A 26,276-nucleotide genomic window follows, 5' to 3' on the forward strand; every position below is an offset into this window, starting at 1 on the left:
CTGACCTTAGGTGCCAGGGCCTGCTCGCAGGGCCAGCGAGCGGTGCCTGGCGGCCAGTCGGATTAGACGAGCCATCCTAGCTCGCTTCAAATAACGCCATGGCTTCGACATGCGCCGTCTGAGGAAACATATCGAGGATCCCGGCACGTTTTAACCGATAGCCCTGTTTGACCAATTCGACCGTGTCACGCGCCAAAGTTGCAGGGTTGCATGACACATAGACCAACCGTTGGGCGCCGAGGCTCGCAAGCTTGCGGACCACCTCGAAAGCACCGTCACGGGGTGGGTCCAAGAGTACCGCAGAAAAGCCCTCTTCCGCCCACTCGACAGCACCCAGAGGCTGCGATAAATCGGCCTGAAAAAACTGCGTGTTATGCAAATTGTTGCTGGCTGCGTTTTCAGCCGCGCGAGCCACCATGCTCGCCACGCCTTCAACCGCCACCACCTGGCGAACCTGCTGCGCCAGGGGCAAGGCAAAATTGCCCAGGCCGCAGAACAGGTCCAGGACCCGCTCATCAGCCTTCGGTGCCAGCCACTCCAGGGCCTGGGCCACCATCGCCTCGTTGACGCCGGCATTGACCTGGACGAAGTCCCCTGGTCGATACGCCAGGTGCAAATTCCAGGATTCCAGGCGAAAGCCCAGTGCCTGGTTCGGCTCCAGGGGCTGTGGATCGCCTTCGCCATGCAGCCACAACTGGGCGTCATGGAAGGTGCAGAATTCCTTGAGAATGCTCAGGTCAGCCTCGGACAACGGCGCCATGTGCCGCAGCAACACGGCAATCGCCGAGCCGCTGAACAGCTCCACGTGCCCCAGGGCCTGAGGCTTGCTCAAGCGCTGCAACATGGCCGGCAAGCGGCTCATGATCGGTTGCAAGGGCTGTACCAGCACCGGGCACTCGCTGATGGCAACGATGTCCTGGCTACCGGCAGCGCGGAAACCCACTTCAAGTTTTTTCGCCTTGGCATCCCAGCGCACGGCGATCCGCGCGCGACGCCGATAGCCAAACTCGGGACCGCTCAGCGGCGCCGCCCATTCATCGGGCTGCACGCCGGCAACCCGCGACAATTGTTCGGCGAGCATGCGCTGTTTCAGGGCCAGCTGTTCGTCGTGGGGCAGATGCTGGACACTGCAACCGCCGCAGCGGCCGGCATGGGCGCACGGCATCGGCCGACGCAGCTCGCTGGCCTGGAACACACGCTCGGTGCGCGCTTCTACGACCTTGCCGTGGGCACCCAGTACCCGCACCTCGACCTCCTCCCCCGCCAGCGCCCCGGTGACAAACCAGGTGCGTCCGTCGAGAAAGGCAATCCCCCGGCCGTCATTGGCCAGGCGCTCGATGCTCAGGCGCTGCTTTTTACCGGTCGGTATCTGTGGGGCCCGGCTACCGCCCGTGGGCTGAAAGCGCAGGCCTCTCTCGTGCTTGGCCATCAGTTGGGCGCATCGAAGATGCCGGTCGACAGGTAACGATCGCCACGGTCACAAATGATCGCGACCATCACCGCGTTTTCCACTTCCCGGGACAGGCGCAGCATCGCCGCCACCGCACCGCCTGAAGAGACGCCACAGAAAATGCCCTCTTCACGGGCCAGGCGCCGGGTTACGTCTTCGGCTTCGCTCTGGGCCATGTCGACGATGCGGTCGACGCGGCTGGCCTGGTAGATCTTAGGCAGGTATTCCTCGGGCCAGCGGCGAATTCCGGGGATGGCCGAGCCTTCCATCGGCTGCAGGCCGATGATCTGCACATTGGGGTTCTGTTCTTTCAGGTAGCGCGAGGTGCCCATGATGGTACCGGTGGTCCCCATGGAGCTGATGAAGTGGGTGATCCCGCCCTCGGTCTGACGCCAGATTTCCGGGCCGGTGCCGGTGTAATGCGCCTCGGGGTTGTCGCCGTTGGCGAACTGGTCGAGCACCTTGCCACGGCCTTCGGCCTGCATCCGCTCAGCGAGATCGCGCGCGCCTTCCATGCCCTCTTCCTGGCTGACCAGAATCAACTCGGCACCGTAGGCTGTCATCGCGGCCTTGCGCTCGGCACTGGAGTTGTCGGGCATGATCAGGATCATTTTGTAACCCTTGATCGCCGCTGCCATGGCCAGGGCAATCCCGGTGTTGCCGGAGGTCGCCTCGATCAGGGTGTCGCCCGAGTGGATCTGCCCACGCAACTCGGCGCGAGTGATCATCGACAGCGCCGGACGGTCCTTGACCGAGCCGGCCGGGTTATTACCCTCAAGCTTGAGCAGCAGGGTGTTGCTGGTGGCTCCGGGCAGGCGCTGCAGGCGCACCAGCGGGGTGTTGCCGACGCAATCGGCGATGGTTGGGTACTGCAAGGTCATGACGTATTCGCAATCCAGACTGCGGGGGCGCCTATCATACCGGCAAACGTGCGCAGGCCATATCACGCAAAGTGCGGGGCTTATGGCATAAAGGCATAAGCCCCACTCAGACCCATCGCGACCTTAGGGCTTATACGCTGGCAGCCAGCAGGCGCATGTGCAGGCGCAAGCCGCGCTCGGTGTTTTCCGCCCAGATCTGGCCGCCCTGGCGCTGCACCGCATTGCGCGCGATGCTCAGGCCCAGGCCGAAGCCACCGTTGCCAGGCCGCGAACCGTCGAGGCGGGTAAAGGGCGCGAAAATCCGCTCCAGGTCCGCTTCGTCCACCCCGCCTCCCTGATCTTCCAGCCACAAGTGCCAGTATTCCCCCTCGCGGCAGCCATCAAGGCTGACCACCGCACCGAACGGCGAATGGCGGATGGCATTGCGCAGGACATTTTCCAGGGCCTGGGCCAGGGTATTGAGGTTACCGCGCACCCAGCACGCCGCCGTCAGTTCGCATTGCAACTGCTGCGCCGACCAGCCACTTTCAAAGCAGGCATTTTCCGTGAGCATTTCCCACAGCGCCTGCACCTGGATTTCTTCCGCCGCCAGGGGCGCGCGCTCGGTGTCGAGCCAGGCCAGTTGCAGACTGTCTTCCACCAAGCGCTGCATTCCGTCGACCTCCCGAGACAAACGTTCGCGCAGAGCGGCCAGGCTGTGTTCGCTGTCGCACGCCACGCGCAGGCGACTCAGGGGCGTGCGCAGTTCATGGGAAAGGTCGCGCAGCAGTTGTTGCTGGAGGGACACGGTGCCTTGCAGGCGCTCGGACATTTGATCGAAGGCCCGGCCCAGTTCGCCCAATTCATCCTGGCGGCTGGTGGTCTGGCTGGAGACACGTGCATTCAATTGATCGGCGCTCCAGGCGTTGGCCTGTTCCCGCAACTGGTTCAGGGGCACCACCAGCAACCGGTACAGACCGACGCACAGCAACAGGGTGAACAAACCGGGGATCACGCCATTGGTCAGCACCCGCCACAGCAACCGGTACTGCCCGGGCATGAAACGCTGCGGCAACTCGATCACCAGGCTGCCGGCATCCGTGTCGCCAGGAAAGGGAATCCGCAACCAGGGCAAGCCACGGGTGTGCAGGCTCACCGGCCAATCAAGGCCGCGCAGAAAGGTCAGGCGCTGGTTTTCCCGGGTGCTCAGGGGCTTGCTGCTCAGTGACTGCAAGTCCTCGCCTATGACCCCGATCCAGGTCGATTCACGCGTGCCCATGTCCTGCAGCCAGGCATCGACACCTTCGTTCTGCCCCTGGGCCCAGGCCTGTTCGGCCTGGGCGGCGTACTCCAGCAAGGTGCTGCGCGCCTCATGGGAGAGGAACAGGTTCTTCTGTTCCATGTAGCGGCCCCAGGACCAACTGAGCCAGATCATCAGCAGGCAGAAGGCAACCAACAACAACGCCAATTTCCAGAACAGTGAGTGCCGACCCGGCACGTCAGACCACTTCATCGATGGCACTCAGTACATAGCCCTTGCCCCAGACCGTGCGCACCTCGCGCTCGGCGTAGCCGATGGCCTTGAGCTTGCGGCGGATCTGGCTGACATGCATGTCCAGGCTGCGGTCATGGGGGGCATAACCGCGCTGCAGGACATGCTGATAAAGGAAGGCTTTGCTGAGGACTTCATCGGCGCTGCGGTTCAAGGTCTCCAGCAGCCGGTACTCGCTGCGGGTAAACCCGGCCCATTGCTGGCCAAAATACACATCGCACAGTTCATCGTCGAAACGCAGGCTGTGACTGTCGCGGTTCAAAGGAATAGCCACCGGACGCCGGTCGAGGGCCACGCGTCGCAGGATGGCTTCGATGCGCACCCGCAACTCGGCCATGCTGAACGGCTTGGGCAGGTAGTCGTCAGCCCCCAGGCGAAAGCCACTGATGCGATCGGCCTCGGCGCCCAGGGCCGACATCAGCACCACGGGTGTCGAGTGGCTCTGGCGCAGATGGGTCAGCACCGACAAGCCGTCCATGCCGGGCAGCAGAATATCCATCAACACCACGTCAAATGAACGCTCGCGCGCCATCTCCAGGCCTTCCCAGCCATTCTGGCACCAGGTCACCTCGAAACCGGAACGGCCCAATTGCTCGTGCACATAAGCGCCAAGCACAAGATCATCTTCAATCGCCAGGATGCGCGGATGGCCAACAGATACGGGAGTCATTAGCTTCTGCAAGTAATTCTCAATCATGCAATTATTAAAGATTGCCCGACCACGAGCAACCAATGCCTGGATTCGGGCCCGATAAACGCCCAACGGTTGTTTCGGGCCCCGCGCAATTTGCCAAGATCGCTGACTCGCAAATCGCTACACTGCGCGAGTGGCGCCTCACGGAAGTGCGCGTCGTTCATTCAAAACAACAGGTTGGCAGGAGAGTCAGGTGCTTAAGAAACTGGGAATCAAAGGTCGCGTACTGCTGCTGACCTTGTTACCGACGAGCCTGATGGCCCTGGTGCTGGGTGGGTATTTCACCTGGATGCAGCAAGCGGACCTGCAAACCCAACTTCTGCAACGTGGCGAAATGATCGCCGAGCAATTGGCACCCCTGGTGGCCCCGGCCATGGGACACAAGGACAACGACCTGCTGGAGCGCATCGCCACCCAGTCCCTGGAGCAGTCGGATGTACGCGCAGTGTCGTTTCTCGCCCCGGATCGTACCCTCCTGGCCCACGCCGGCCCGAGCATGCTCAACCAGCCGCCGATCGGTAACAGCAACCATATGCTGCAACGCACCGGCAACGATGCGACCCGCTACCTGCTGCCCGTCTTCGGGCGCCACCGTAACCTGGCCGGCGACCTGATACCCGATGAAGCCGACCGCCTGCTGGGCTGGGTCGAACTGGAGCTGTCCCACAGCGGCATGCTGCTGCGCGGTTACCGCAGCCTGTTCGCCAGCCTGCTGTTGATCGCCGCAGGCCTGGCCGGCACCACGTTGCTGGCCCTGCGCATGAGCCGCACCATCAACACCCCGCTGAGCCAGATCAAGCAGGCCGTGGCCCAGCTCAAGGACGGCAACCTGGAAACCCGTCTACCACCACTGGGCAGCCAGGAACTGGACGAACTGGCCTCGGGCATCAACCGCATGGCCGGCACCCTGCAGAACGCCCAGGAAGAATTGCAGCACAGCATCGACCAGGCCACCGAAGACGTGCGCCAGAACCTGGAAACCATCGAGATCCAGAACATCGAGCTGGACCTGGCCCGCAAGGAGGCCCTGGAGGCCAGCCGGATCAAGTCCGAGTTCCTGGCCAACATGAGTCACGAGATCCGTACCCCGCTCAACGGCATTCTCGGCTTCACCCATTTGCTGCAGAAAAGCGAGCTGACCCCACGTCAGCTGGATTACCTGGGGACCATCGAAAAGTCCGCCGACAGCCTGCTGGGCATCATCAACGAAATTCTCGACTTCTCGAAAATCGAGGCCGGCAAGCTGGTGCTCGACAGTATTCCATTCAACCTGCGGGACTTGCTGCAAGACACCCTGACCATCCTCGCCCCGGCGGCCCACGCCAAACAGCTGGAGCTGGTCAGCCTGGTCTATCGCGATACGCCACTGGCGCTGCTCGGCGACCCGCTGCGGCTCAAGCAGATCCTCACCAACCTGGTGAGCAACGCGATCAAGTTCACCCGCGAAGGCACCATCGTCGCCCGCGCCATGCTTGAAGAGGAACACGAAGACAGCGTGCAGTTGCGGATCAGCATCCAGGACACCGGCATTGGTTTGTCGAACCAGGACGTGCGGGCGTTGTTCCAGGCCTTCAGCCAGGCCGACAACTCGCTGTCGCGGCAACCCGGCGGCACTGGCCTGGGGCTGGTGATTTCCAAGCGCCTGATCGAGCAGATGGGCGGCGAGATCGGGGTCGACAGCACGCCGGGCGAAGGCTCGGAGTTCTGGATCAGCCTCAGCCTGCCCAAGACCCGCGACGACGCCGAAGACCTGCCGGGCCCGCCTTTGCTCGGGCGCCGGGTGGCGATCGTGGAAAATCACGAACTGGCGCGCCAGGCGTTGCAGCACCAACTGGAAGACTGCGGCCTGGAGGTGACCCCGTTCAACACCCTGGAAGCCCTAACCAACGGCATTACCGGAGTGCACCAGACCGATCAGGCGATCGACCTCGCGGTGCTGGGCATCACCAGCAACGATATGCCGCCCGAGCGGCTCAACCAATATATCTGGGACCTGGAGCACCTCGGCTGCAAGGTCCTGGTGCTGTGCCCGACCACCGAGCAGACGCTGTTCCAGCTATCGGTGCCCAATCCCCACAGCCAGTTGCAGGCCAAGCCGGCCTGTACCCGCAAACTGCGCCGCGCCCTGTCCGACCTGGTCAACCCGCGCCAGGTGCGCAACGAGCCCGGCGAACCCTTGTCGAGCCGCGCACCGCGGGTGCTGTGTGTCGATGACAACCCGGCCAACCTGCTGCTGGTGCAGACCCTGCTCGAAGACATGGGTGCCAAGGTGCTGGCGGTCGAAAGTGGTTATGCCGCGCTCAAGGCGATCCAGAACGAATCGTTCGACCTGGTGATGATGGACGTGCAGATGCCCGGCATGGACGGGCGACAAAGCACCGAGGCGATCCGCCTGTGGGAAAGCGAGCGCCATGGTTCGCCGCTGCCCATCGTCGCCCTCACCGCCCACGCCATGGCCAACGAAAAACGCGCGCTGCTGCAAAGCGGCATGGATGATTACCTGACCAAACCCATCAGCGAACGCCAATTGGCCCAGGTGGTGTTGAAGTGGACCGGCCTGGCCCTGCGTAACCAGGGTCCCGAACGCTCCAGCGAGTTTCATGGCAAGAGCATCGAACTGCAGGTGCTGGACCACGATGAAGGCCTGCGCCTGGCCGCTGGCAAGGCTGATCTGGCAGCCGACATGCTGGCCATGCTGCTCGCGTCCCTGGAGGCCGACCGCGAAGCGATCCGTGCCGCGCGCGAAGCCAATGACCGCAACGCGCTGATCGAGCGGGTCCACCGCCTGCACGGCGCCACCCGTTACTGCGGCGTGCCGCAATTGCGCGCCACCTGCCAACGCAGCGAAACCTTGCTCAAGCAGGAAGATGTCAAGGCCTTCGCCGCACTCGACGAACTGGATAGGGCGATAACCCGCCTGGCCAGCGAGGCGCGTTTCAACACCTGACCCAAGGCAATGCCCGGCTCGCCCCGAGCCGCCATGCTGTGCCACCCCTTTAATCAGGATCACTCCATGCGCACGATTCTCTTCAGCAGCCAGACCTACGATCGCGACAGCTTCCTGGGCGCCGACCTGCCACCGGGCATCGAGCTGCAATTCCAGCCCGCCAGGCTCAGCCTGGATACCGTGGCCCTGGCCGAACAGCATGAAGTAGTCTGCCCCTTTATCAACGATGACCTGAGCGCACCGGTGCTGGAACAACTGGCGGCTGGCGGCACACGCCTGATCGCCCTGCGCTCGGCCGGTTACAACCACGTCGACCTGGTGGCAGCCAAGCGCCTGGGGCTGGCGGTGGTGCGGGTACCGGCCTACTCGCCCCATGCCGTGGCCGAACACGCGGTGGCGCTGATCCTGGCCCTGAACCGGCGCCTGCACCGCGCCTACAACCGCACCCGCGAGGGCGACTTCAGCCTGCACGGCCTGACCGGGTTCGACCTGGTGGGCAAGACTGTCGGCGTGGTCGGCACCGGGCAGATCGGCGCGACGTTCGCCAGGATCATGGCCGGGTTCGGGTGCCAACTGCTGGCCTATGATCCCTACCCCAACCCGCAGGTCGAAGCCCTCGGCGCCCGCTATATGGAGCTGCCGCAGTTGCTGGCCGAATCGCAGATCATCAGCCTGCACTGCCCGCTCACGGCCGACAGCAAGTACCTGATCAACAGCCGCAGCCTGGCGCACATGCAACCCGGCGCCATGCTGATCAACACCGGCCGTGGTGGCCTGGTGGATACCCCGGCGCTGATCGACGCCCTGAAAAACGGCCAGTTGGGCTACCTGGGGCTGGATGTCTATGAAGAGGAGGCCCAGCTGTTTTTCGAGGACCGTTCCGACCTGCCGCTGCAGGATGATGTGCTGGCACGGCTGTTGACCTTTCCCAACGTGATCATCACCGCCCACCAGGCGTTTCTGACCCGCGAGGCATTGGGCGCGATTGCCGCCACCACCCTGCACAACATCGCCGCCTGGGCCGCCGGCACCCCGCAGAACCTGGTACAGAACTGAATCGACGGACCGACGGTGGCGTGAAGGTCGGCTCGCTGCAAAGTCGCGTGCTAGCATAGCCGCCTACTTGGAGGACCCATGGTCGAACACGATTTCCGCTACACCCTGATGAACCCGCAACACACCCTGATCGAGTGCCGCGCCCTGGTGCCGGGGCGGTATCAGGTCACTGGCAACGGTGGCTCGATTCGCAACGATGACGTGTTGATCGTCACGCTCAAGGGCAGCAAGGACTTGTCCATGCGCCTGACCGTGGAAACCGTGCGCCACCTGATCAACCCCCTTGGTCAATGGGTCGCCGTCGCCCGAGGCCCGGTGTTCGGCGAATTGGCCATTCATCAGTGGCAAGTCAATTGCGACAGCTGCGCCAGCGAATTGAGCTTTGAGTTCGCGGTCGACGCCAAGCTCGGCAACAAGGCTGAGAAACCGGCCGCCAGTGCGCGCATCGCCGAACTGGGCTGGGTCAGCGAAGGTGAAAAGCATCGCTGCCCGAAATGCCAGCAGGCCGCGCAATGAAACGCCTGGCAATGAGCGCCGCAGTGGCCGCAGGGTTGCTGGGTTGCGCCGCCGAGCCGCTGAAACTCCAGCACGACCGCAGCTACGTCCTGGAATGGATTGGCGAGCGGCCGTTGATCGACAACAGCCACCTGACCATCACCCTGGGTGAAGACGGTCGCGCCTACGGCAACGGCGGCTGCAACCACTGGTTCGCGCCTTATACCCTGGACGGCGACAAGCTCAGCTTCGGCAAGGTCGGCAACACCCGCAAACTCTGCGCGCCGGCGTTGATGGAGCAGGAGCGGCGCTTCCTGCAAGCGCTGGAAACCGTAGAGCGTTGGGATGTGTCGCCGATCGAGCAAGTGCGCTTCTGGCCGGCTGAAGGCAAACCGCTGCGCTTGTGGCTGGAAGAAGGCTGACTTGTAGCCGCAGCCTTCGGCAGCGGCTACAGATGCCCTGCAGACGTTATCGGGCTACGGGTTACTGACCGCGCAGGGCTTGCAGCTTGGCGATAACACCCGCTGCGGTCTGCTCGCCCATCAGTTGTTCGCGCACCTTGCCCTTGTCGTCGATCAGGTAGGTCACCGGCAGCGCCTCGCTGCGCGGCAGGTCGAAGATCGGCGCCGGGTCCTGGGCCAGCACGGTGAACTTGATCCCCAGCTTGTCGCTGGCGGCTTTCAGTTCATCGCCCTGCACATTATCGAAATTGACCCCCAGTACACTCACCGGCTGCCCCTTGAGCTGCTCGGCCAGCGCATTCAGTTCGGGAATCTCGGTGCGGCACGGCCCACACCACTCAGCCCAGTAATTGAGCACCAGCCATTGTTTATCAATACGCTCACCCGCCACTTTCTGGCCATATTGGTCAACGCCGTAGTCGTTGCCGCAGCCGCCGAGCAACACCGTGGTGCAGAGTGCCAATGCCGCTGCCAGTCGCCTTGCCATGCCTTGATCCTTGTCTGAAAAATCATCTGAAACCGCTGTTGCCTGCGACCCATCGCCTCTCAAGGTTCAGGACAGCCCGCGGCGCAGGTAGAATAGCCGCCACCTAAGGCAAGATGCGACCCGCACATGACCGATCTGACGCTTTATCACAACCCGCGCTGCTCGAAATCCCGCGGTGCGCTGGAACTGCTGGAGGCCCGTGGCCTGGCTCCAACCGTGGTGCGCTACCTGGAAACCCCACTCGACGCCCCGCAATTGCAACGCCTGCTGGGCAAGCTAGGCATCGGCGCACGCCAACTGCTGCGCACCGGTGAAGACGAGTACAAGAGCCTCAACCTGGCGGACAGCAGCCTCACCGAGGCGCAGTTGATCGATGCCATCGCCGCACACCCGAAACTGATGGAACGGCCGATTCTCGAAGCCGGCGACAAAGCCATCATCGGCCGACCGCCGGAAAAAGTGCTGGAGATCCTGCCGTGAGCGACTCCTACGTCCTGGTGCTGTATTACAGCCGCAACGGCTCGACCACCGAGATGGCCCGGCAGATTGCCCGGGGCATCGAACAGGGCGGCCTCGAAGCCCGCCTGCGTACCGTGCCGGCGATCTCCAGCGAATGCGAAGCCGTGGCGCCGAGCATTCCCGAAGATGGCGCGCTGTATGCCAGCCTCGATGACCTGAAAAACTGCGCCGGCCTGGCCCTGGGCAGCCCGACCCGTTTCGGCAACATGGCGGCGCCGCTCAAGTACTTCCTCGACGGCACCAGCAACCTGTGGCTGACCGGTGCCCTGGTGGGCAAACCTGCCGGGGTCTTCACCTCCACCGCCAGCCTGCACGGCGGCCAGGAAACCACCCTGTTGTCGATGATGCTGCCGCTGTTGCACCACGGCATGCTGATCACCGGCCTGCCCTACAGCGAATCGGCCCTGCTGGACACCCGTGGCGGCGGCACGCCTTATGGCGCCAGCCATCACGCCGGGGCCGACGGCAAGAGCCCGCTGAACGAGCACGAAGTCACCCTGTGCCGGGCCCTGGGCCTGCGTCTGGCGAAAACCGCCCGGCAACTGGAGAGCAACCGTGGCTAAAAAGCCGAAAATCCTGCCCGCCGTCGAATGGCTGGAGCCTCGGGTGCGCCTGGCGCGCGTCCTCAGCCTGCTGTGCTTTCTCGGCCTGGTCGGCCTGCTGTGCGGTTATTACCTGCTGGTGGCCGACCTGCACGGCGCGCGCCCCTGGGTGATCCTGCTGATCGAACTGGTGCCGCTGCTCTTGATGGCCCCGGGCATGCTCAGTGGCAGTGCCCGCGGGCACTCGTGGATGTGCTTTGTGGTGAACCTGTACTTCATCAAGGGTGCCCTGGCGGCCTACGATCCCAACCGCCAGCTGTTCGGCGTACTGGAAATGCTCGCCAGCCTGGCGCTGTTCTGCTCGGCCCTGCTGTATGTGCGCTGGCGTTTTCAGCTCAACCGCAAACTGGCGGGCGAAGGCACTGCCAGCCCCGCCTGATTCAAGCTCGCAGCACGGCCTCCCGCAAAGGATTGAACCTTGGAGGCCATCGAGCTGCCTCAAGTCCCATCGCCCGCGTACAACGCCCCAGCCCCCTCGAACCGATATGGAGAAGGCATGCACGATTACAAATGGCTGAACGAATATTGTCTTAACCGCTTCGGTTCGGCCAAAGCCCTGGAAGACCACCTGCCCACCCCGGCCTCCGACGCCTACCTGCGTTCGCTGAGCGCCGATCGCTACCTGTCGACGCTGGCTTTGCGGGTATTTCGCGCCGGGCTCAAACACAGCCTGGTGGATGCCAAGTGGCCGGCCTTCGAACAGGTGTTTTTCGGCTTCGACCCGGAAAAAGTGGTGCTGATGGGGGCCGAGCACCTGGAGCGCCTGATGCAGGATGCGCGGATCATCCGCCACCTGGGCAAGCTCAAGAGTGTGCCGCGCAATGCGCAGATGATTCTTGATGTGGCCCATGAACACGGCAGCTTCGGCAACTTCATTGCCGACTGGCCGAGCAGCGACATCGTCGGCTTGTGGCAGTACCTGGCCAAGCACGGCAACCAAATGGGTGGCCTTTCGGCACCGCGGTTCCTGCGGATGGTGGGCAAGGACACCTTTATCCCGACCTGGGATGTGGTGGCCGCGTTGAACGCGCAGAAGATCGTCGACAAGGTGCCCAGCAGCAAACGCGATCAGGCCCTGGTGCAGGACGTGTTCAACCAGTGGCAGGAGCAAAGCGGGCGCCCGCTGTGCCAGCTTTCGGCCATGCTGGCCTTCACCGTCAACCACTGACAAGGGGCAATCCCCACTCGTTGACGACCGCACCAGGCGTGGCCCTTTGTCGAGGGCCGCGCCTATCTGCTCCCCCTGTGTCCCCCCCGCTGCCGGCCTAGCTGACAGTCAGCTGAACTGATCGCATTAAAACGCCATGGCGACTTTTTAATACGTTACTTTTGCCGGGCTTTCGCAATGGACGGCCGGGGCCGGCACGTCATGGCCCGCCGCTGCACACAATAAAAAACCAGCCCGCCGATGCCCTGAACGGCCATCGCCGATGCGCCAACTCTCTGAGGGTTTTACCACCGGCAATCGGCATTCGATTTTTTCACATTGCTTTCACCAATCCCCCACCTGCAGCGCCTTAGATTGCTTTACAGACACCGCGCCTGGGTGAAACCGCCAACTAAGTCATAACTACTGCTCGGCGCAACCGTGAACTTTCGACAACTTCCATACCAGGCGAACAGCGTGACCTACTCGAGCCACTGCCCCTATTCCAGAGAAGCCCAAGATGAACTCCCGGGTTAAGCGGTCACTGCTGGGCAGCCTCTGCGTATTACTGGTGATACTGGTCACCGGGTTTGTGGTGTGGCCCCGGACTCCGGTCAACCTCGGCGACCCCAGGCAGATGAGCAACAGCCATCTGTACCTGCATTGGCAGGCCGGAAACGTCATCGTCCTGGTCAGGCATGCCGAGCGCTGCGATCGCTCCAGCCACCCCTGCCTGGGCCCGGAGGACGGTATCACCCTGATCGGCCAATCGACCGCCATTGCGCTGGGCCACGCTTACCGCGCGCTGGGCATGGCCAATGCCGAGATCCTGAGCAGCCCCCTGACCCGCACCTTGCAGACCTCGCAGTACATGTTCGGCAAGCCCGCGCAGGCCCAGCCATGGCTGTCCAGTTGCGGCCCGACATTGAAAAGCGATGTGCTGGCGCATAAACAGCCGCGGCACAACCTGATACTGATCACTCACAGCGGCTGTATCAGCGACCTGGAAAAACAACTGGGTTACGAACACGCCCTGGCCAGCGAGTACAGCTGTTCGTTGTTTCTTGCAGTGGAGCCCGATGGACAGTTGAAAGTACTGGGAATAATGAACAGTGAACACTGGCCGCCGACACTCAACAACGTCCAGCAGTAACTTGCAGAACTTTTTAAACATTCGAAGTGTTATTCAGCCAATCGACAGCTTTGTTTGAAGCCACTGGTATTTAGTTGCTTTTTTCGCGGCGTGTACTTTATTAGCCAATGCACCTCAGATCCATCACCTGCCCCCCAACACCGAGGACAGACATGCGCATGACTCTACGCCCCAGGCCCAAGGAACGGGCATCACCCCACCTCCAGCGACAGGAGTGCGGGGCATGACCAGACGTTGGGCGCTACCGCTGCTGTTTTTAGCCTTCGCCGTGTTTTACCTGTTGCCATTGACCACCCATGGCCTGTGGATTCCGGACGAAACCCGTTATGCCCAGATCAGCCAGGAAATGCTGCTCAAGGGTGATTGGATCGCCCCGCATTTCATGGGCATCCGCTACTTTGAAAAACCCATTGCCGGCTATTGGTTTATCGCCATTGGCCAGGCCGTGTTCGGCGACAACCTGTTCGGGGTGCGCATCGCTTCGGCGCTGAGTACCGGGCTGAGCATCCTGCTGGCCTATCTGCTTGCCCGGCGCTTGTGGAATGACCCGCGCAAGAGTTTCGCGGCGGCGCTGCTGTACATGAGCTTCGGCCTGATTGCCGGGCAGGCCGGCTACTCCAACCTCGACCCGCAGTTCACCCTGTGGGTCAACCTGAGCCTGGTGGCTCTGTGGTTTGCCCTCCAGGGCCCCACCCTGCGCGAACGCCTGTCGGCCTGGGCAGCGCTGGGGTTTGCCTGCGGCATGGGATTTCTGACCAAGGGCTTTCTGGCCTGGCTGCTGCCGGTGCTGATCGCCGTGCCGTACATGGTCTGGCAGCGGCGCTTCACCGAGCTGCTGCGCTTCGGTCCGCTGGCGGTGCTGGTGGCGGCCCTGGTCTGCCTGCCATGGGTGCTGAGCATCCACGCCCACGAACCGGACTTCTGGCGGTTCTTCTTCTGGCATGAACATATTCGCCGCTTCGCCGCCGAGGACGCGCAGCACACCCGCCCCTGGTGGTTCTACCTGCCGCTGCTGGTGGTCTCCAGCCTGCCCTGGGCAGCGTTGCTGCCGAACACCCTGCTGCAGGCATGGAAAGACAAACGCCAGGCCGGCATTGGCTTTCTTTTGCTGTGGCTGCTGTTGCCCCTGGCCTTTTTCAGCCTGAGCCGCGGCAAGCTGCCGACCTACATCATGCCTTGCCTGCTGCCACTGGCCCTGCTGATGGGGGCGACCCTGATTGATCGGCTCAATCAGGCCCGAGGCCGGGCGCTGCGTATCAATGCCTTGCTCAACCTGGTGATCGGTGTCGGCGCCCTGGTGGGGCTGATCTACATCCAGGTCAGCAAACCGCTGTATGGCCATGACGAAATGCTCGCCCTGTCGCTGGTGTTCATCATGCTGATGGGCTGGATCATCGCCAACCTGCTGGCCGCCTCGCGCCCCTTGGCGCTGTGGGCTGCGCCGGCCCTGGGGACCTTGCTGCTGGTGGCCCTGCTGCCGCCCGGCATGCCCGCCAGCGTGGTGCACAACAAGATGCCGGACCAGTTCATCAACCAGCACCTGGAGCAACTGCGCCAGACCAGCACCCTGCTGAGTAATGACCTGGGGGCGGCGTCGGCCCTGGCCTGGCGCCTGCAACGTCCGGACGTGGCGCTGTACAACACCGCCGGTGAGCTCAGGTACGGCCTCGACTACCCGGATTCGAGCCCGCGCAAGATCGATCTGGATCAGATCCAGCCCTGGATGAGCCAAGCCCTGAAGCGAGGCTCGGTAGGCGTGGTCATGCGGGTCAACGACGTGCAGGAGATCCAGGAAGTCGAGCGCCTGCCCCTGGGCGGCAAACGCTACGAGCAAGGCAACCTGGTGATCCTGATCTTCCCCCAGAGCCCGCCATAAGCCCGGTCGTCCCACGGTCAGCGCCTGCCCAACGGCGCTGACCGCCTGATCACTCGTCTCACTGAGCACAATCCCCTGCTTGCCATAACCGGCCGGACGGCATTCGCCTGTGAGCCACTGAAACTGGCGCGGGTCCAACCACGGAGCGATCCCCATGCAACGCAGCCTTAATCAGCACAAGGCCCTGGCGCTACTGCTGGGTGTGAGCGCTTTGATCCTGCTGCTCGGCCTGGGCAGCCGCGAGCTGTGGGGGCCGGAAACCCGCTGGGCGAACATTGCCCTGCAAATGCTGCAAAGCGGCGATTACTTCGACCCGTACCTCAAGGGCATGCCCTATTACGACAAGCCGCTGCCTTCCTACTGGTTGATTACCGCCAGCAGCGGGCTGTTCGGCGGGCTGGATAACTGGTCGCTGCGCCTGCCGTCGGTGATCGCGGCGTGGCTGAGCGTGTGGCTGATCCATTCGCTTGGCGAGCGCTTGTTTCGCCAGGGCACCGGGCTGATTGCCGGCTGGATGCTGGCGACCACCTTCTACTTTGCCTTCTGGGCCCGGGTGGCGACGGCCGACATTCTGACCCTGTTCGGGGTGCTGGCGGCGGTCTGGTGGTACTGGCGGGGGCCGGACGACACCCGCCTGAGTCGCTATTGCGGGTTTTTCCTGATACTGGCGGCCACTTCGCTGTGCAAGGGCCTGATCGGTTTCATCTTGCCCGGGCTGGTGCTGCTGCCACACCTGATGAGCGCCGGGCGCTGGAAGCGTCACCTCAATCTGCGGCTGTGCCTGGCCCTGCTGCTGGCCGGGCTGGTCTATATGTTGCCGTTCCTGCTCTCGCATCTGTATGGCCAGCCGACCGTGGGCGACAGCGGCCTGAGCCTGGTGCTGCGGGAAAACCTGGTGCGTTTTTTCGACCCGTTCGACCATGTCGGCCCGCTCTACACCTACCTGATCTACCTGCCGGTCTACACCCTGCCCTGGGCGCCGTGCTGGATCCTCGGTCTATGGGTCGCCCTGCGCCACTGGCGGCAGATCGAGCCCAATGCGCGCTGGCTGGTGTGGGGCCTGGGCCTGCTGATGCTGTTTTTCACCGCCAGCGGCAGTCGCCGCAGCTACTACGTATTGCCGCTGGTGCCCTTTGCCCAGTTACTCGCGGCCTGGTGGCTGAGCCGACGCCTTGCCCAGCGCCGAGCCGCCGGACAGGTCGGCGGGCGTGGCTGGAGCAAAGGCTTTGCGGCGGCTGCCGGGGTCATGCTGCTGGTGTTGGGGGTGCTCTACCCCTGGACCAATGGCGGTGGCGGAGTGATGCAGTTCGCCCAGGCGGTGCGGGCCGAGGCCGACAAACAGGCACCCTGGGCCCAATGGCGAGTGGTGATGGTGGAGGTCGATAACAAACTGCCGCTGTACCTGCAGAATCACGGCGCGCCGTTCTACTACCTACAGGACACCCAGGATTTCCCCCGCGACGGCGATAGCGCAGGGTTCATGGCCTGGCTGGAGAAAACCAGCGGCCAGCACTGGGACCCGCAACGCACCTTGATCCTGGCCCAGTACCACAATGGCGAGCCCCTGCCCCTGGGCTACCTGCAGGCCGATCACCAGGTGCTGCGCACGCTGCCGGACAACGGTGAACGCCTGTTCAATGCCCGGGATTTCGGCAGCCTGGCATACATCCCCGACGCCGCGCCCCGAGCCCGGCCTTGACGGCTGGGGTTCAGAGGTTCAGCACATTGACGAAACGCGAGGCGGCGGTTTCATCGATGCGCAGGCTGGTGAAGTCGAACAGGTTGCGGTCGGCCAACTGCGACAGCTGCACATTCTGCAAGCTGCGGAAGATGCTTTCGCTGCGGCCCGGGGTCTTGCGCTCCCACTCCTGAAGCATGTCCTTGACCACCTGGCGCTGCAGGTTCTCCTGGGAGCCGCAGAGGTTGCAGGGGATGATCGGAAATTGCTTGAGGTCGGAGTAGGCCTGGATGTCCTTCTCGTTGCAGTAGGCCAGGGGCCGGATCACCACATTGCGCCCGTCATCGGCCCGCAACTTGGGCGGCATGGCCTTGAGCGAGCCGTTGAAAAACATATTGAGGAAGAAGGTCTCGATGATGTCGTCGCGGTGATGACCGAGGGCCATCTTGGTCGCGCCGATTTCATCGGCAAAGGTGTACAGCGTGCCGCGACGCAGGCGCGAGCACAGCGAGCAGGTGGTCTTGCCTTCCGGGATCAGCTCCTTGACCACCGAATAGGTGTCTTTCTCGACGATGTGGTACTCCACGCCCAGGGTCTTGAGGTAGGCCGGCAGCACATCCTCGGGAAAGCCCGGCTGCTTCTGGTCCATGTTCACCGCAACGATGTCGAACTTGATCGGCGCCACCTTCTGCAAGTGCAGCAGCACATCGAGCATGGTGTAGCTGTCCTTGCCGCCGGACAGGCAGACCATGACCTTGTCACCGTCTTCGATCATGTTGAAGTCGGCGACCGCTTCGCCCGCCTGGCGACGCAGGCGTTTCTGCAGTTTGTTCTGGTTGACCGTAAGAGTGCCCATGGCGCTGGAATCCGCGAAGTGTGTGACGAAAAGCCGGGTATTTTACGCAAAAAATCCGCGCTGGGCGAAGAGCTGCAGCGGCCAAGACTCTTCGGCGATTACGCATTCCCTTTACAGCGCGATTTGCTCTAACCCCCCGCAGCCACGCCAGCGAGTCCTTCCTATACTGCGACATAAGGTCGCACACACATACAGACCTTTACTTACTTGGCCTATTGGCCCGTAGGCGCTCCGCTGGGGGGCGATGGCAATAACAAAGGAGTGACTGAATATGATCCATCACGTCGTGGGCCTCTTCACCCACCCTGATCAAGAATGGCGAGAAATCCGTGGCGACCAGGAAGAAAGCATCAGCCACATGTACCTCACCCACACCCTGATTCTCGCGGCCATACCGGCCGTTTCCGCGTTTATCGGCACCACCCAGGTCGGTTGGGTCATCGGCAGTCGAGCCCCGGTGATGCTCACCGTGGAAAGCGCACTGTGGATGACCATCATGTCCTACCTGGCCATGCTCGGCGGCGTGGCCGTCATGGGCGCCTTCGTGCACTGGATGGCCCGCACCTACGACGCCAACCCAAGCCTGGCCCGCTGCATCGCCTTTGCCACCTACACCGCGACGCCCTTGTTCGTCGGCGGCCTGGCGGCGCTGTACCCGCATATGTGGCTGGGCATGATCATCGGCACGGCGGCTATCTGCTACACGGTGTACCTGCTGTATGTGGGGTTGCCGACCTTCATGAACATTCCATCGGACGAGGGTTTTCTGTTTTCCAGCTCGGTACTGGCCGTTGGGCTGGTCGTGCTGGTGGCGATCATGGCGTTTACCGTGATCGTCTGGGGCCTGGGTGTCGGCCCGGTCTACACCAACTGAGGCAGTAACAGACGCCATTCATTTCCTAAAACCAGATCTGCCAACACAGGCCGCCGCAAGGCGGCCTTCTAATTGGTGGGCCGGCATGACCATTCGGCGCCTGAACGATTCGGAAACCCCGGGCTTTGCGGCATACTCGACACCTCTGGAGAGCCGTTAAGCATGCCCGAGCAACTCAATACCCGCGTCGAAGACTGTTTCCAACTCGCTGAATCCTTTTTCAAACGACCTTTCAAACGTCCCGTGGTCAGCCTCAAGTTGCGTGGCCAGAAGGCCGGCGTGGCGCACCTGCACGAGAACCTGCTGCGCTTCAACCCGCAGCTGTACCGGGAAAACACCGAAGACTTCCTCAAGCAGACCGTGGCTCATGAGGTCGCGCACCTGATCGCCCATCAATTGTTCGGCGAACGCATTCAGCCCCATGGCGAAGAATGGCAATTGATCATGCGCGGCGTGTACGAACTGCCGCCCAACCGCTGCCACACCTATGAGATCCAGCGGCGTCGCGTGACCCGTTATATCTACCGCTGCCCCTGTGCCGACAGCGACTTCCCGTTTTCCGCCCAACGTCACAGCCTGGTCGGCCAGGGCCGGCGCTACCTGTGCCGACGCTGCCGGCACACCCTGGTGTTTAGCGGTGAAATGCGGGTGGAATGAGGCCCGGCTGCGGCTACAGAGTCACCTTGGCCCGGCGTAGCTGGTCGATACGCTCAGGGCTGTAGCCCAACTCCCGCAGCACCTGCTCGGAATGCGCGCCGACCGCAGCACCGATATGCCGCGGCTCGGGCAAGCCCTGGGAAAACTTCAGCGGACAGGCCATCTGCGCCTGCGTGCTGCCATCGCCACGGGGCACCTGGCTGACCAGTTGCCGCGCCTGCAACTGCGGGTGCTCCAGTGCTTCCGCAAAGCTGAGGACCGGTTCGACACAGGCATCCAGGGCGGCAAACAACTCGCAGAGCTCGGCAAAGTCGCGCTTCTCGAACTCGATCTGCAGCGCCTGTTTCAAGGCTTGCTGCTGCTCAGGCCTGGGCGACAGGCCCTGAGCTGCCAATTCCGGCCGGCCCAAGGCGTCGCACAGGGCCTGCATAAATCCGGGCTCCAGGCTGCCCACCGACAACCAGCGACCGTCACGGCTGCGGTAGTAGTCGTAAAAGCTGCCGCCATTGAGCATCTGATCCTCGCGCTGCGGCTCGACGCCACATGCCAGATAACCGGCGCCGGCCATGGCATTCAGGCTGAAGGCGCAGTCGGTCATGCTCACATCCAGGTGTTGCCCGACGCCGCTGTGCTGACGGGCGATCACCGCCGCCAACAGACCGATCACGCCGTGCAGCGAACCACCGGCAATATCCGCCGCCTGAATCCCCAGCGGCAATGGCCCGCTGTCCTGGCGCCCGGTGTAGCTGGCCAGACCGGCCAGGGCCAGGTAATTGATATCGTGCCCGGCACGCTCCCGGTAGGGGCCGGTTTGGCCGTAGCCGGTAATCGAGACGTAGATCAACTTCGGGTTGAGTGCCTTCAATGCCTCATACCCCAGGCCCAGGCGCTCCATCACCCCCGGGCGAAACTGTTCGAGGACGATGTCGTAATCCAGCACCAGTTGCCTGACTACTTCCAGCGCCTCCGGCTGCTTGAGGTCCAGGGCCAGGCTGCGCTTGTTGCGGTTGAGGTAAGCGTGGCTGGCGGAGACCCCATGATCATGGGGTGGCAGCACCCGCAGCAGGTCCATGCGGGTCGGTGACTCGATGCGCACTACGTCGGCGCCCATGTCCGCCAGCAGCAACGAAGCGAAGGGCCCCGGCAGCAGGGTGGAGAAATCCAGAACTTTGAGTGTCGCCAACGGACCGTGCATGAACCCTCCTGACTCAAGATCGACTGCCCACAGAGTAGGCAGCCGATGCCCACCCGGCAATTACCGCAACGCTCAGGCGGGCTGACGCTTGCGCTCGAAATGCGGGCAATAAAAAACCCGCCGCAGCGGGTTTTTCATTAACACACAGCTTTATTTGAGGATGCTTGGCGCCGGGCCTTCGGCCACGCCCAGGTCATCTTCTTCACGGGTGTCGGAGATACCACGACCACCGGAAGCCAGCTCGACCTGCAGCTTGTCTTCGTCCAGTTCCTTGACCCACTTGGCAACCACCAGGGTGGCCACGGCGTTACCCACCAGGTTGGTCAGGGCACGGGCTTCGGACATGAAGCGGTCGATACCCAGGATCAGTGCCAGACCGGCCACCGGCAGGTGACCAACCGCCGACAAGGTGGCCGCCAACACGATGAAGCCACTACCGGTCACGCCCGCAGCGCCTTTGGAGGACAGCAGCAGCACCAGCAGCAGAGTGATCTGGTGCGTGATGTCCATGTGGGTGTCGGTCGCCTGGGCGATAAACACGGCCGCCATGGTCAGGTAGATCGACGTGCCGTCGAGGTTGAAGGAATAACCGGTCGGGATCACCAGGCCGACTACCGACTTCTTGGCACCCAGGCGTTCCATTTTGATCAGCATGCGCGGCAGAGCCGATTCGGACGAGGAAGTACCGAGTACGATCAGCAGCTCTTCACGGATGTAGCGGATCAGTTTCAGCACGCTGAAACCGTGAGCGCGGCAGATGGCGCCCAGTACCACCACCACGAACAGCACGCAGGTGATGTAGAAGCAGATCATCAGTTGACCCAACTGCACCAGCGAGCCAACACCGTAGGCACCGATGGTGAATGCCATGGCGCCCAGGGCACCGATTGGCGCGAGCTTCATGATCATGTTGATGATGTTGAACATCACGTGGGCGAAGCGATCGATGAAGTCCAGCACCGGCTTGCCGTAGGCACCCAGGCGATGCAGGGCGAAACCGAAGATCACCGAGAACATCAGCACTTGCAGGATGTCGCCATTGGCGAAAGCGCCGACGATGGTGTTGGGGATCACGTTGAGCAGGAAGCCGACGATGCTCTGGTCAGCACCGGCCGTCACGTAGGCAGCGACTTTCGAAGCGTCGAGGGTAGCGACGTCGATGTGCATGCCGGCGCCCGGCTGAACGACGTTGACCACGACCAGACCGATCAGCAGCGCGATGGTGGAGACGATCTCGAAGTACAGCAGCGCGTAGCCGCCGGTCTTGCCGACCGATTTCATGCTCTGCATGCCGGCGATACCGCTGACAACGGTGCAGAAGATGATCGGGGCGATCACCATTTTGATCAGTTTGATGAACCCGTCACCCAGCGGCTTCAAGGCGACGCCGGTCTGCGGGTAGAAGTGACCGAGCAGGATGCCGATGGCGATGGCAACGATCACCTGGAAATACAGGGATTTGTACAGTGGCTGACGAGTCGTCATTGCAAAGTTCCTCAAAAGCCCCGGTGAACATCATCCATCGATGCACACGACGCCTAAAGTGCGAACCCTCCTGCACTGGAGGGATTTGTTTTGTCGAGCTGCGCGCAGGCATCTCTATCGGCCTTATCGCAAAGCCCGTGCCACCTTGCTGAAAATGCCCTGGAGGCCTTTAGACATCAGGGTCACAACCCAACACTCGGATTCTTGGCCGGGGCTCGACATGGCGGATTTCCGCCCATTGCCCCTCGCTCGTCCTACAATTTGGCGGATATCCGCCTTGTCCGACCTGCGCCCGCTGACTACCATCCGCCACTCAATGGACGGATCAGCCCGCATGCGCGAACGCACCATCGCCAGTCATTTCGCCCGTGCCGCTCTTGGCGGCGCGCGTCGGCGTGGCCATGACTGCTCGGCGCTGCTGCAACAGGTGGGCATCAGCGCCGAACTGCTCAACGAGCCCAGGGCACGCATCGCCCCCGAGCAGTTCAGCGGCTTGCTGCAATTGCTCTGGCAAGCGCTGGATGATGAATACCTGGGGTTCGCGCCCGAACCGAGCAAGCGCGGCACCTTCGCCATGATGTGCCACGCGCTGATTCATTGCCGGACCCTGGGGAAGGCGCTCAATCGCGGCTTATTATTTTATAGCCTATTCCCGCAGGCCCCGCGCCTGAGCCTCAGTCGTGAAGGCGAGATGACCCGCCTGAGCCTGGACGACAGTCAACTGCGGGACCCGGATCACTTCCTCAGCGAAAGCCTGCTGGTGATCTGGCATCGCCTCGGCAGTTGGCTGGTCGGCCAACGGATTCGCCTGGAGCAGGCGACCTTCAGCTACCCCCGGCCCGGGCACGGTGCCGAATACGACCTGTTGTTCCCCTGCCCCCTGGTGTTTGGCGCCGAGCACAGCAGCCTGCTGTTCCACAGCCGCTACCTGGACCTGCCATTGCTGCAGGACGAACGGACCCTCAAGCATTTTCTTGAACGCTCGCCGGCCGACCTGCTGTCGCGGCCGGACCCTGGCGACAGCCTGAACAGCCAGCTACGCCGCCTGCTCAGTCGCGACAGCGAGCATTGGCCAGACCTGGAAAGCGTGGCCCGGCAACTGCACATCAGCCCACAGACCCTGCGCCGGCACCTGCGTGAAGAAGGGTCGAGTTTTCAGGAGTTGAAGGATCAGTTGCGGCGCGATATCGCCATCTATCACCTGGGGCGGGCCGACCTGTCGTTGCAACAGATCGCCGAGCAGTTGGGGTTTTCCGAGCCCTCGGCCTTTCATCGGGCCTTCAAGAAGTGGACCGGCCTGACCCCGGGCGCCTACCGCGCCCAGGAGCATTGAGCCCACGGCTTCAAATAATCGGGAAGTGAATCCGGAATGCCGCGCCCCCCAGGGAGGAATCCCCCAGCGTCAGCTGCGCGCCGTAGCTGTCGATGATGTCCTTGACCACCGCCAGGCCAATCCCCTGCCCCGGATGCTGGCGGTCCAGGCGTTCGCCACGTTGCAAAATCCGCGCACGCTGGTCCGGTGGTACGCCGGGGCCATCATCCTCGACACAGAGTTCGGCCCCGTCGAGGGTTTCGCGCACGCTGATGCGCACCTGGCTCAGGCACAGGCGGTAGGCGTTCTCCAGCAGGTTGCCGAGCATTTCCAGCAGGGCACCGTGCTCGATCGGCACATAACACTGCTCCGGCAGGTCGAAAGAGACCCGTACCTGCTTGTCGCGGTACACCTTGTCCAGGGTGTCGCACAGGCTCTTAAGCACCGGACGCAACCTGACCTGGTGCCGCACCAGGCCGCTTTTACGCAGGCTGGCGCGCTGTAGCTGATAGCTGATCTGCTGGCTCATGCGCTCGATCTGGCTTTGCAGGACCCAGGCCTGGTCGCGGTCCTGGGGACGCTGGGCCATGTCTTCACTGACCCCCTGCAGTACCGCCAGCGGGGTTTTCAGGCTGTGGGCCAGGTCATCCAGCGAGTCGCGGTATCGACTGCGCTGCTCGCGCTCGCTGTGCAACAAACGGTTCAACGAGCCGGTGAGCCGCAGCAGCTCGCGCGGGTGTTCTTCGCTGAGGCTTTCGCGGGTGCCGCTTTCGATCTGGTCCAGCTCCTGGCTCAAACGGCGCAAGGCCTGCAGGCCCCAGGTCAGGCCGAGCCAGAGCAATGCCAGCAACACCAGCAACGCCGCGCCGAAACCCAGGTAGAGGTTTTCCCGCACGCCTTCCAGGGTCAACTGGTACTCACGCACCGGCTGCAAGGCGACGATACTGAAGGCCGCACTTTTACCGCCCAGCAGCTTGACCTCGACGTCGTAGACGAAGAACTCCTGGCCATCGGCTTCGCGGATTCTGGCGAATTCGTTGCCACGCCCGTCATAGCGCGGCTTGTAGTTGATGCTCTCTTCCTGGGTCGCTTTCGAGCGCCACACCAGGTGCCCTTCGCGATCATAGATGTAGCCGAGCAAACGGCTGTCGGTGAGGTTGAAACGCTCATCCGGCAATTGCATCGGCATCTGCAGGTGATTGCCTTCGACCCGCGCCGCCGAGATCAAGGTGGTCACGTCGGAGGCCAGGCGCTGCTCGATGGAGTCCTGCAGCGCCAGGCTGAACGCGCCTTGCATGGCCGGCAGCAATGCCAGCATGAACAGCACCGCCAGGGTGGTGGCGGCCAGCATCAGGCGCAAGCGCAGCGATCGAATCATCGGCAGCGCTCATTGAACAAGTAGCCCAGGCCACGCACGGTCTCGATCGGCTTGAAGCCCGACGGCGCCTCCAGCTTGCGCCGCAAGCGCCCGACCAGCACTTCGATCACGTTTGGATCGCGCTCGTCGTCGTCCGGGTACAACTGCTCCATCAAGCGATCCTTGGCCACCACCTGCTGGTGATGACGCATCAGGTATTCGAGAATCCGGTACTCATAGGCGGTCAGCGCCAGCGGCTGCTCATCCAGGGATGCCTGCTTGCGATTGAGGTCGAGCAGCAGCGGCCCGGCGATGATGGTCGACTGGGTAAAGCCACTGGAACGGCGCAGCAAGGCGTTCAGGCGCGCATCCAGCTCTTCGAACTGGAAGGGCTTGACCACGTAGTCGTCAGCGCCGGCTGCCAGCCCTTCGACCTTGTCCTGCCAGTTGCCGCGAGCGGTCAGGATCAGGATCGGGAACGTCTTGCCACGGGCGCGTAATTGGCGGATCAGGTCCAGGCCACCCATGCCCGGCAGCCCCAGGTCGATCACCGCCAGATCGTGATTGAACTGCTCGCTCTGATACAGCGCCTCTTCGGCGTTGGCCACGGATTCGACCACATGACCACTGTCCGTGAGCCGGGTTTGCAGGTGATGGCGCAGCAGCGCCTCATCCTCAACGACCAGCAGTTTCATAAAGCTCTCCCAGGCAAAATTTCCACAACTCCAAAGGGCGTTCAGGCCCCCTGATTACTCATACGGCAACGCCGGATCTGCCTTTGGGCCAGATCCGGCGTCAGTCAAAACCAAGGTACGTGTCAGAACGCGTAGTTGGCCGACAGGTAGGTCTGGGCGCTGCTGTCCAGGTTCAGCGAACCCTGCTTGCTGCCGCCGCGCTCGCTCATTTCGGTGCTGGCGTTGCTGCGCAAGTAACGATAACCCAGCTCAACCGAGGTGTTCTGCGAAACTTGCTGCAGCACACCGGCCTGTACGCCGACCGCATAACCGATGTCGCTGTCACGGCTGAAGCCTGGCGATTCCTGGGTCATTTTGACCAGACCGGCGGTGGCACCACCGAACAATTTGGTGCTGCTGGTCACTGGCAGGAACATATCGTAGCTGCCCAGCAGATTTTGCTGACGCAGTTTAATGCCATTGTGCGAGCCCGAAACATATTCATAAGTGGCGTAGTAGCGGGCCTGGTCATTCAACTGGCCGAAGCGCACACCGAAGGTGCTGTCCTTGGCAATCACACCATCGGAATCCGGGTGGCCGAGGTTTTGTTGAGCAGGCTGGACTTGCTGACCTTGTCGCTGGTGAGGCCGTAGCTCAGACCGGCGAAGTTGCTGTCAGCGGCTTGGGCAGCGGCGCTGGCGCCGAGAACAGTGAAGGCCAGGATCATCTTTTTGATAGAAGTCATTAGGGAATTTCCTCATTCGCTATGTGCTTTTTGGGTACGGAGCTAGGTTAACCACCGCCCCCTGAACTCCCCCTGAACACACTCTGAACCTGGCCTGAACCGAATCCACCCTGCTGTTTTTTCAGCTATTTTTCGCAAAACAGC

General features: G+C 62.6%; 24 protein-coding genes and 1 pseudogene. 14 read left to right on the forward strand and 11 right to left on the reverse strand.

Translation table 11 applies throughout. From position 1 onward, the window contains the following. Positions 1 to 76: 76 nt before the first annotated feature. The 4 genes from rlmD to ACOZJV_RS22045 all read right to left on the reverse strand — a co-directional run bounded on the left by rlmD (position 77) and on the right by ACOZJV_RS22045 (position 4,532). A complete protein-coding gene (gene rlmD, locus ACOZJV_RS22030) occupies positions 77 to 1,429 on the reverse strand; it encodes a 23S rRNA (uracil(1939)-C(5))-methyltransferase RlmD (RefSeq protein ID WP_421548502.1) in 1,353 nt (450 codons plus the stop codon). Then, positions 1,429 to 2,331 (reverse strand): cysteine synthase CysM, encoded by a 903-nt coding sequence (cysM, locus tag ACOZJV_RS22035; RefSeq protein ID WP_078470811.1) that lies wholly within the window; start codon positions 2,329 to 2,331, stop codon positions 1,429 to 1,431. The genes rlmD and cysM overlap by 1 nt, the downstream gene beginning before the upstream one ends. Positions 2,332 to 2,461: 130 nt before the next feature. After that, positions 2,462 to 3,823 carry a histidine kinase sensor domain-containing protein gene (locus ACOZJV_RS22040; RefSeq protein WP_421548503.1) on the reverse strand — a complete coding sequence of 454 codons (1,362 nt, stop codon included), beginning with the start codon at positions 3,821 to 3,823 and terminating at the stop codon, positions 2,462 to 2,464. After that, entirely contained in the window at positions 3,810 to 4,532 is a 723-nt protein-coding gene (locus ACOZJV_RS22045; protein ID WP_421548504.1) for a response regulator transcription factor, read from the reverse strand. Before ACOZJV_RS22045 ends, ACOZJV_RS22040 begins: the two co-directional genes overlap by 14 nt. A gap of 217 nt (positions 4,533 to 4,749) precedes the next feature. On the opposite strand from ACOZJV_RS22045, the gene ACOZJV_RS22050 reads away from it, so the two are divergent. The 4 genes from ACOZJV_RS22050 to ACOZJV_RS22065 all read left to right on the forward strand — a co-directional run bounded on the left by ACOZJV_RS22050 (position 4,750) and on the right by ACOZJV_RS22065 (position 9,476). After that, positions 4,750 to 7,503: a response regulator gene (locus tag ACOZJV_RS22050; RefSeq protein WP_078470813.1), complete on the forward strand. Its 2,754-nt coding sequence runs from the start codon at positions 4,750 to 4,752 to the stop codon at positions 7,501 to 7,503. Positions 7,504 to 7,569: 66 nt separating this feature from the next. Then, on the forward strand, positions 7,570 to 8,559 hold the full coding sequence (locus tag ACOZJV_RS22055) for a 2-hydroxyacid dehydrogenase (protein ID WP_201131986.1): 990 nt from the start codon (positions 7,570 to 7,572) through the stop codon (positions 8,557 to 8,559). A 78-nt stretch (positions 8,560 to 8,637) separates the two neighbouring features. Continuing rightward, positions 8,638 to 9,075, forward strand: a complete 438-nt coding sequence (locus ACOZJV_RS22060; RefSeq protein ID WP_078470815.1) for a hypothetical protein — start codon at positions 8,638 to 8,640, stop codon at positions 9,073 to 9,075. Beyond that, the gene (locus ACOZJV_RS22065) at positions 9,072 to 9,476 is read left to right on the forward strand and encodes an META domain-containing protein (RefSeq protein ID WP_421548505.1); all 405 of its coding nucleotides are present in this window, start codon (positions 9,072 to 9,074) and stop codon (positions 9,474 to 9,476) included. Before ACOZJV_RS22060 ends, ACOZJV_RS22065 begins: the two co-directional genes overlap by 4 nt. Positions 9,477 to 9,537: 61 nt before the next feature. Here ACOZJV_RS22065 and ACOZJV_RS22070 read toward each other — a convergent pair whose 3' ends face one another. Next, positions 9,538 to 10,002, reverse strand: coding sequence for a TlpA family protein disulfide reductase (locus ACOZJV_RS22070; RefSeq protein WP_078470817.1), 465 nt, complete (start codon positions 10,000 to 10,002; stop codon positions 9,538 to 9,540). Between the two features lie 126 nt (positions 10,003 to 10,128). On the opposite strand from ACOZJV_RS22070, the gene arsC reads away from it, so the two are divergent. From arsC to ACOZJV_RS22105, 7 genes are all read left to right on the forward strand, one after another. Beyond that, a complete protein-coding gene (arsC, locus tag ACOZJV_RS22075; protein ID WP_078470818.1) occupies positions 10,129 to 10,482 on the forward strand; it encodes an arsenate reductase (glutaredoxin) in 354 nt (117 codons plus the stop codon). After that, entirely contained in the window at positions 10,479 to 11,084 is a 606-nt protein-coding gene (gene wrbA / locus ACOZJV_RS22080) for an NAD(P)H:quinone oxidoreductase (RefSeq protein ID WP_020295630.1), read from the forward strand. The genes arsC and wrbA overlap by 4 nt, the downstream gene beginning before the upstream one ends. Then, complete coding sequence (locus tag ACOZJV_RS22085) at positions 11,077 to 11,502, forward strand: DUF2069 domain-containing protein (RefSeq protein ID WP_201131989.1); 426 nt, start codon at positions 11,077 to 11,079, stop codon at positions 11,500 to 11,502. Before wrbA ends, ACOZJV_RS22085 begins: the two co-directional genes overlap by 8 nt. A gap of 117 nt (positions 11,503 to 11,619) precedes the next feature. Then, the gene (locus tag ACOZJV_RS22090) at positions 11,620 to 12,291 is read left to right on the forward strand and encodes a DNA-3-methyladenine glycosylase I (protein WP_078470820.1); all 672 of its coding nucleotides are present in this window, start codon (positions 11,620 to 11,622) and stop codon (positions 12,289 to 12,291) included. 499 nt (positions 12,292 to 12,790) lie between these two features. Further along, positions 12,791 to 13,423, forward strand: a complete 633-nt coding sequence (locus ACOZJV_RS22095; protein ID WP_421548506.1) for a histidine phosphatase family protein — start codon at positions 12,791 to 12,793, stop codon at positions 13,421 to 13,423. Between the two features lie 223 nt (positions 13,424 to 13,646). Continuing rightward, positions 13,647 to 15,299, forward strand: coding sequence for a lipid IV(A) 4-amino-4-deoxy-L-arabinosyltransferase (gene arnT / locus ACOZJV_RS22100; protein ID WP_421548507.1), 1,653 nt, complete (start codon positions 13,647 to 13,649; stop codon positions 15,297 to 15,299). A gap of 154 nt (positions 15,300 to 15,453) precedes the next feature. Further along, positions 15,454 to 16,998, forward strand: a complete 1,545-nt coding sequence (locus ACOZJV_RS22105) for an ArnT family glycosyltransferase (protein ID WP_421548508.1) — start codon at positions 15,454 to 15,456, stop codon at positions 16,996 to 16,998. Positions 16,999 to 17,008: 10 nt separating this feature from the next. Here the strand turns inward: ACOZJV_RS22105 and ttcA are convergent, their stop codons facing one another. Further along, a complete protein-coding gene (ttcA, locus tag ACOZJV_RS22110) occupies positions 17,009 to 17,833 on the reverse strand; it encodes a tRNA 2-thiocytidine(32) synthetase TtcA (RefSeq protein WP_078470824.1) in 825 nt (274 codons plus the stop codon). Between the two features lie 271 nt (positions 17,834 to 18,104). On the opposite strand from ttcA, the gene ACOZJV_RS22115 reads away from it, so the two are divergent. Together ACOZJV_RS22115 and ACOZJV_RS22120 are read left to right on the forward strand one after the other, a co-directional pair. After that, a complete protein-coding gene (locus ACOZJV_RS22115; RefSeq protein ID WP_020295637.1) occupies positions 18,105 to 18,707 on the forward strand; it encodes a Yip1 family protein in 603 nt (200 codons plus the stop codon). 162 nt (positions 18,708 to 18,869) lie between these two features. Then, positions 18,870 to 19,364: a SprT family zinc-dependent metalloprotease gene (locus ACOZJV_RS22120; RefSeq protein ID WP_020295638.1), complete on the forward strand. Its 495-nt coding sequence runs from the start codon at positions 18,870 to 18,872 to the stop codon at positions 19,362 to 19,364. A 13-nt stretch (positions 19,365 to 19,377) separates the two neighbouring features. On the opposite strand, the gene ACOZJV_RS22125 is transcribed toward ACOZJV_RS22120, so the two are convergent. Then, positions 19,378 to 20,559: a CaiB/BaiF CoA transferase family protein gene (locus tag ACOZJV_RS22125; RefSeq protein WP_421548509.1), complete on the reverse strand. Its 1,182-nt coding sequence runs from the start codon at positions 20,557 to 20,559 to the stop codon at positions 19,378 to 19,380. Between the two features lie 150 nt (positions 20,560 to 20,709). Then, positions 20,710 to 22,044 carry a dicarboxylate/amino acid:cation symporter gene (locus ACOZJV_RS22130; protein ID WP_020295640.1) on the reverse strand — a complete coding sequence of 445 codons (1,335 nt, stop codon included), beginning with the start codon at positions 22,042 to 22,044 and terminating at the stop codon, positions 20,710 to 20,712. Positions 22,045 to 22,378: 334 nt separating this feature from the next. On the opposite strand from ACOZJV_RS22130, the gene ACOZJV_RS22135 reads away from it, so the two are divergent. Beyond that, complete coding sequence (locus ACOZJV_RS22135; RefSeq protein WP_421548510.1) at positions 22,379 to 23,377, forward strand: AraC family transcriptional regulator; 999 nt, start codon at positions 22,379 to 22,381, stop codon at positions 23,375 to 23,377. 10 nt (positions 23,378 to 23,387) lie between these two features. Here ACOZJV_RS22135 and ACOZJV_RS22140 read toward each other — a convergent pair whose 3' ends face one another. The 3 genes and pseudogenes from ACOZJV_RS22140 to ACOZJV_RS22150 all read right to left on the reverse strand — a co-directional run bounded on the left by ACOZJV_RS22140 (position 23,388) and on the right by ACOZJV_RS22150 (position 26,132). Next, on the reverse strand, positions 23,388 to 24,734 hold the full coding sequence (locus ACOZJV_RS22140) for an ATP-binding protein (RefSeq protein ID WP_078470828.1): 1,347 nt from the start codon (positions 24,732 to 24,734) through the stop codon (positions 23,388 to 23,390). Continuing rightward, a complete protein-coding gene (locus ACOZJV_RS22145; protein WP_020295644.1) occupies positions 24,731 to 25,408 on the reverse strand; it encodes a response regulator in 678 nt (225 codons plus the stop codon). Before ACOZJV_RS22145 ends, ACOZJV_RS22140 begins: the two co-directional genes overlap by 4 nt. A 122-nt stretch (positions 25,409 to 25,530) precedes the next feature. After that, positions 25,531 to 26,132 (reverse strand): annotated as a pseudogene (locus ACOZJV_RS22150) (hypothetical protein). Between the last annotated feature and the right edge of the window lie 144 nt (positions 26,133 to 26,276).

It is taken from the genome of Pseudomonas sp. QD4, assembly GCF_049199125.1.
Taxonomy (GTDB): domain Bacteria; phylum Pseudomonadota; class Gammaproteobacteria; order Pseudomonadales; family Pseudomonadaceae; genus Aquipseudomonas.

Coding starts and splice junctions, on each gene's coding strand:
- rlmD (WP_421548502.1), bottom strand. CDS start 1,429: ATGGCCAAGCACGAGAGAGGCCTGCGCTTTCAGCCCACGGGCGGTAGC.
- cysM (WP_078470811.1), bottom strand. CDS start 2,331: ATGACCTTGCAGTACCCAACCATCGCCGATTGCGTCGGCAACACCCCG.
- ACOZJV_RS22040 (WP_421548503.1), bottom strand. CDS start 3,823: ATGAAGTGGTCTGACGTGCCGGGTCGGCACTCACTGTTCTGGAAATTG.
- ACOZJV_RS22045 (WP_421548504.1), bottom strand. CDS start 4,532: ATGACTCCCGTATCTGTTGGCCATCCGCGCATCCTGGCGATTGAAGAT.
- ACOZJV_RS22055 (WP_201131986.1), top strand. CDS start 7,570: ATGCGCACGATTCTCTTCAGCAGCCAGACCTACGATCGCGACAGCTTC.
- ACOZJV_RS22060 (WP_078470815.1), top strand. CDS start 8,638: ATGGTCGAACACGATTTCCGCTACACCCTGATGAACCCGCAACACACC.
- ACOZJV_RS22065 (WP_421548505.1), top strand. CDS start 9,072: ATGAAACGCCTGGCAATGAGCGCCGCAGTGGCCGCAGGGTTGCTGGGT.
- ACOZJV_RS22070 (WP_078470817.1), bottom strand. CDS start 10,002: ATGGCAAGGCGACTGGCAGCGGCATTGGCACTCTGCACCACGGTGTTG.
- arsC (WP_078470818.1), top strand. CDS start 10,129: ATGACCGATCTGACGCTTTATCACAACCCGCGCTGCTCGAAATCCCGC.
- ACOZJV_RS22090 (WP_078470820.1), top strand. CDS start 11,620: ATGCACGATTACAAATGGCTGAACGAATATTGTCTTAACCGCTTCGGT.
- ACOZJV_RS22095 (WP_421548506.1), top strand. CDS start 12,791: ATGAACTCCCGGGTTAAGCGGTCACTGCTGGGCAGCCTCTGCGTATTA.
- arnT (WP_421548507.1), top strand. CDS start 13,647: ATGACCAGACGTTGGGCGCTACCGCTGCTGTTTTTAGCCTTCGCCGTG.
- ACOZJV_RS22105 (WP_421548508.1), top strand. CDS start 15,454: ATGCAACGCAGCCTTAATCAGCACAAGGCCCTGGCGCTACTGCTGGGT.
- ttcA (WP_078470824.1), bottom strand. CDS start 17,833: ATGGGCACTCTTACGGTCAACCAGAACAAACTGCAGAAACGCCTGCGT.
- ACOZJV_RS22115 (WP_020295637.1), top strand. CDS start 18,105: ATGATCCATCACGTCGTGGGCCTCTTCACCCACCCTGATCAAGAATGG.
- ACOZJV_RS22120 (WP_020295638.1), top strand. CDS start 18,870: ATGCCCGAGCAACTCAATACCCGCGTCGAAGACTGTTTCCAACTCGCT.
- ACOZJV_RS22125 (WP_421548509.1), bottom strand. CDS start 20,559: ATGCACGGTCCGTTGGCGACACTCAAAGTTCTGGATTTCTCCACCCTG.
- ACOZJV_RS22130 (WP_020295640.1), bottom strand. CDS start 22,044: ATGACGACTCGTCAGCCACTGTACAAATCCCTGTATTTCCAGGTGATC.
- ACOZJV_RS22135 (WP_421548510.1), top strand. CDS start 22,379: ATGCGCGAACGCACCATCGCCAGTCATTTCGCCCGTGCCGCTCTTGGC.
- ACOZJV_RS22140 (WP_078470828.1), bottom strand. CDS start 24,734: ATGATTCGATCGCTGCGCTTGCGCCTGATGCTGGCCGCCACCACCCTG.
- ACOZJV_RS22145 (WP_020295644.1), bottom strand. CDS start 25,408: ATGAAACTGCTGGTCGTTGAGGATGAGGCGCTGCTGCGCCATCACCTG.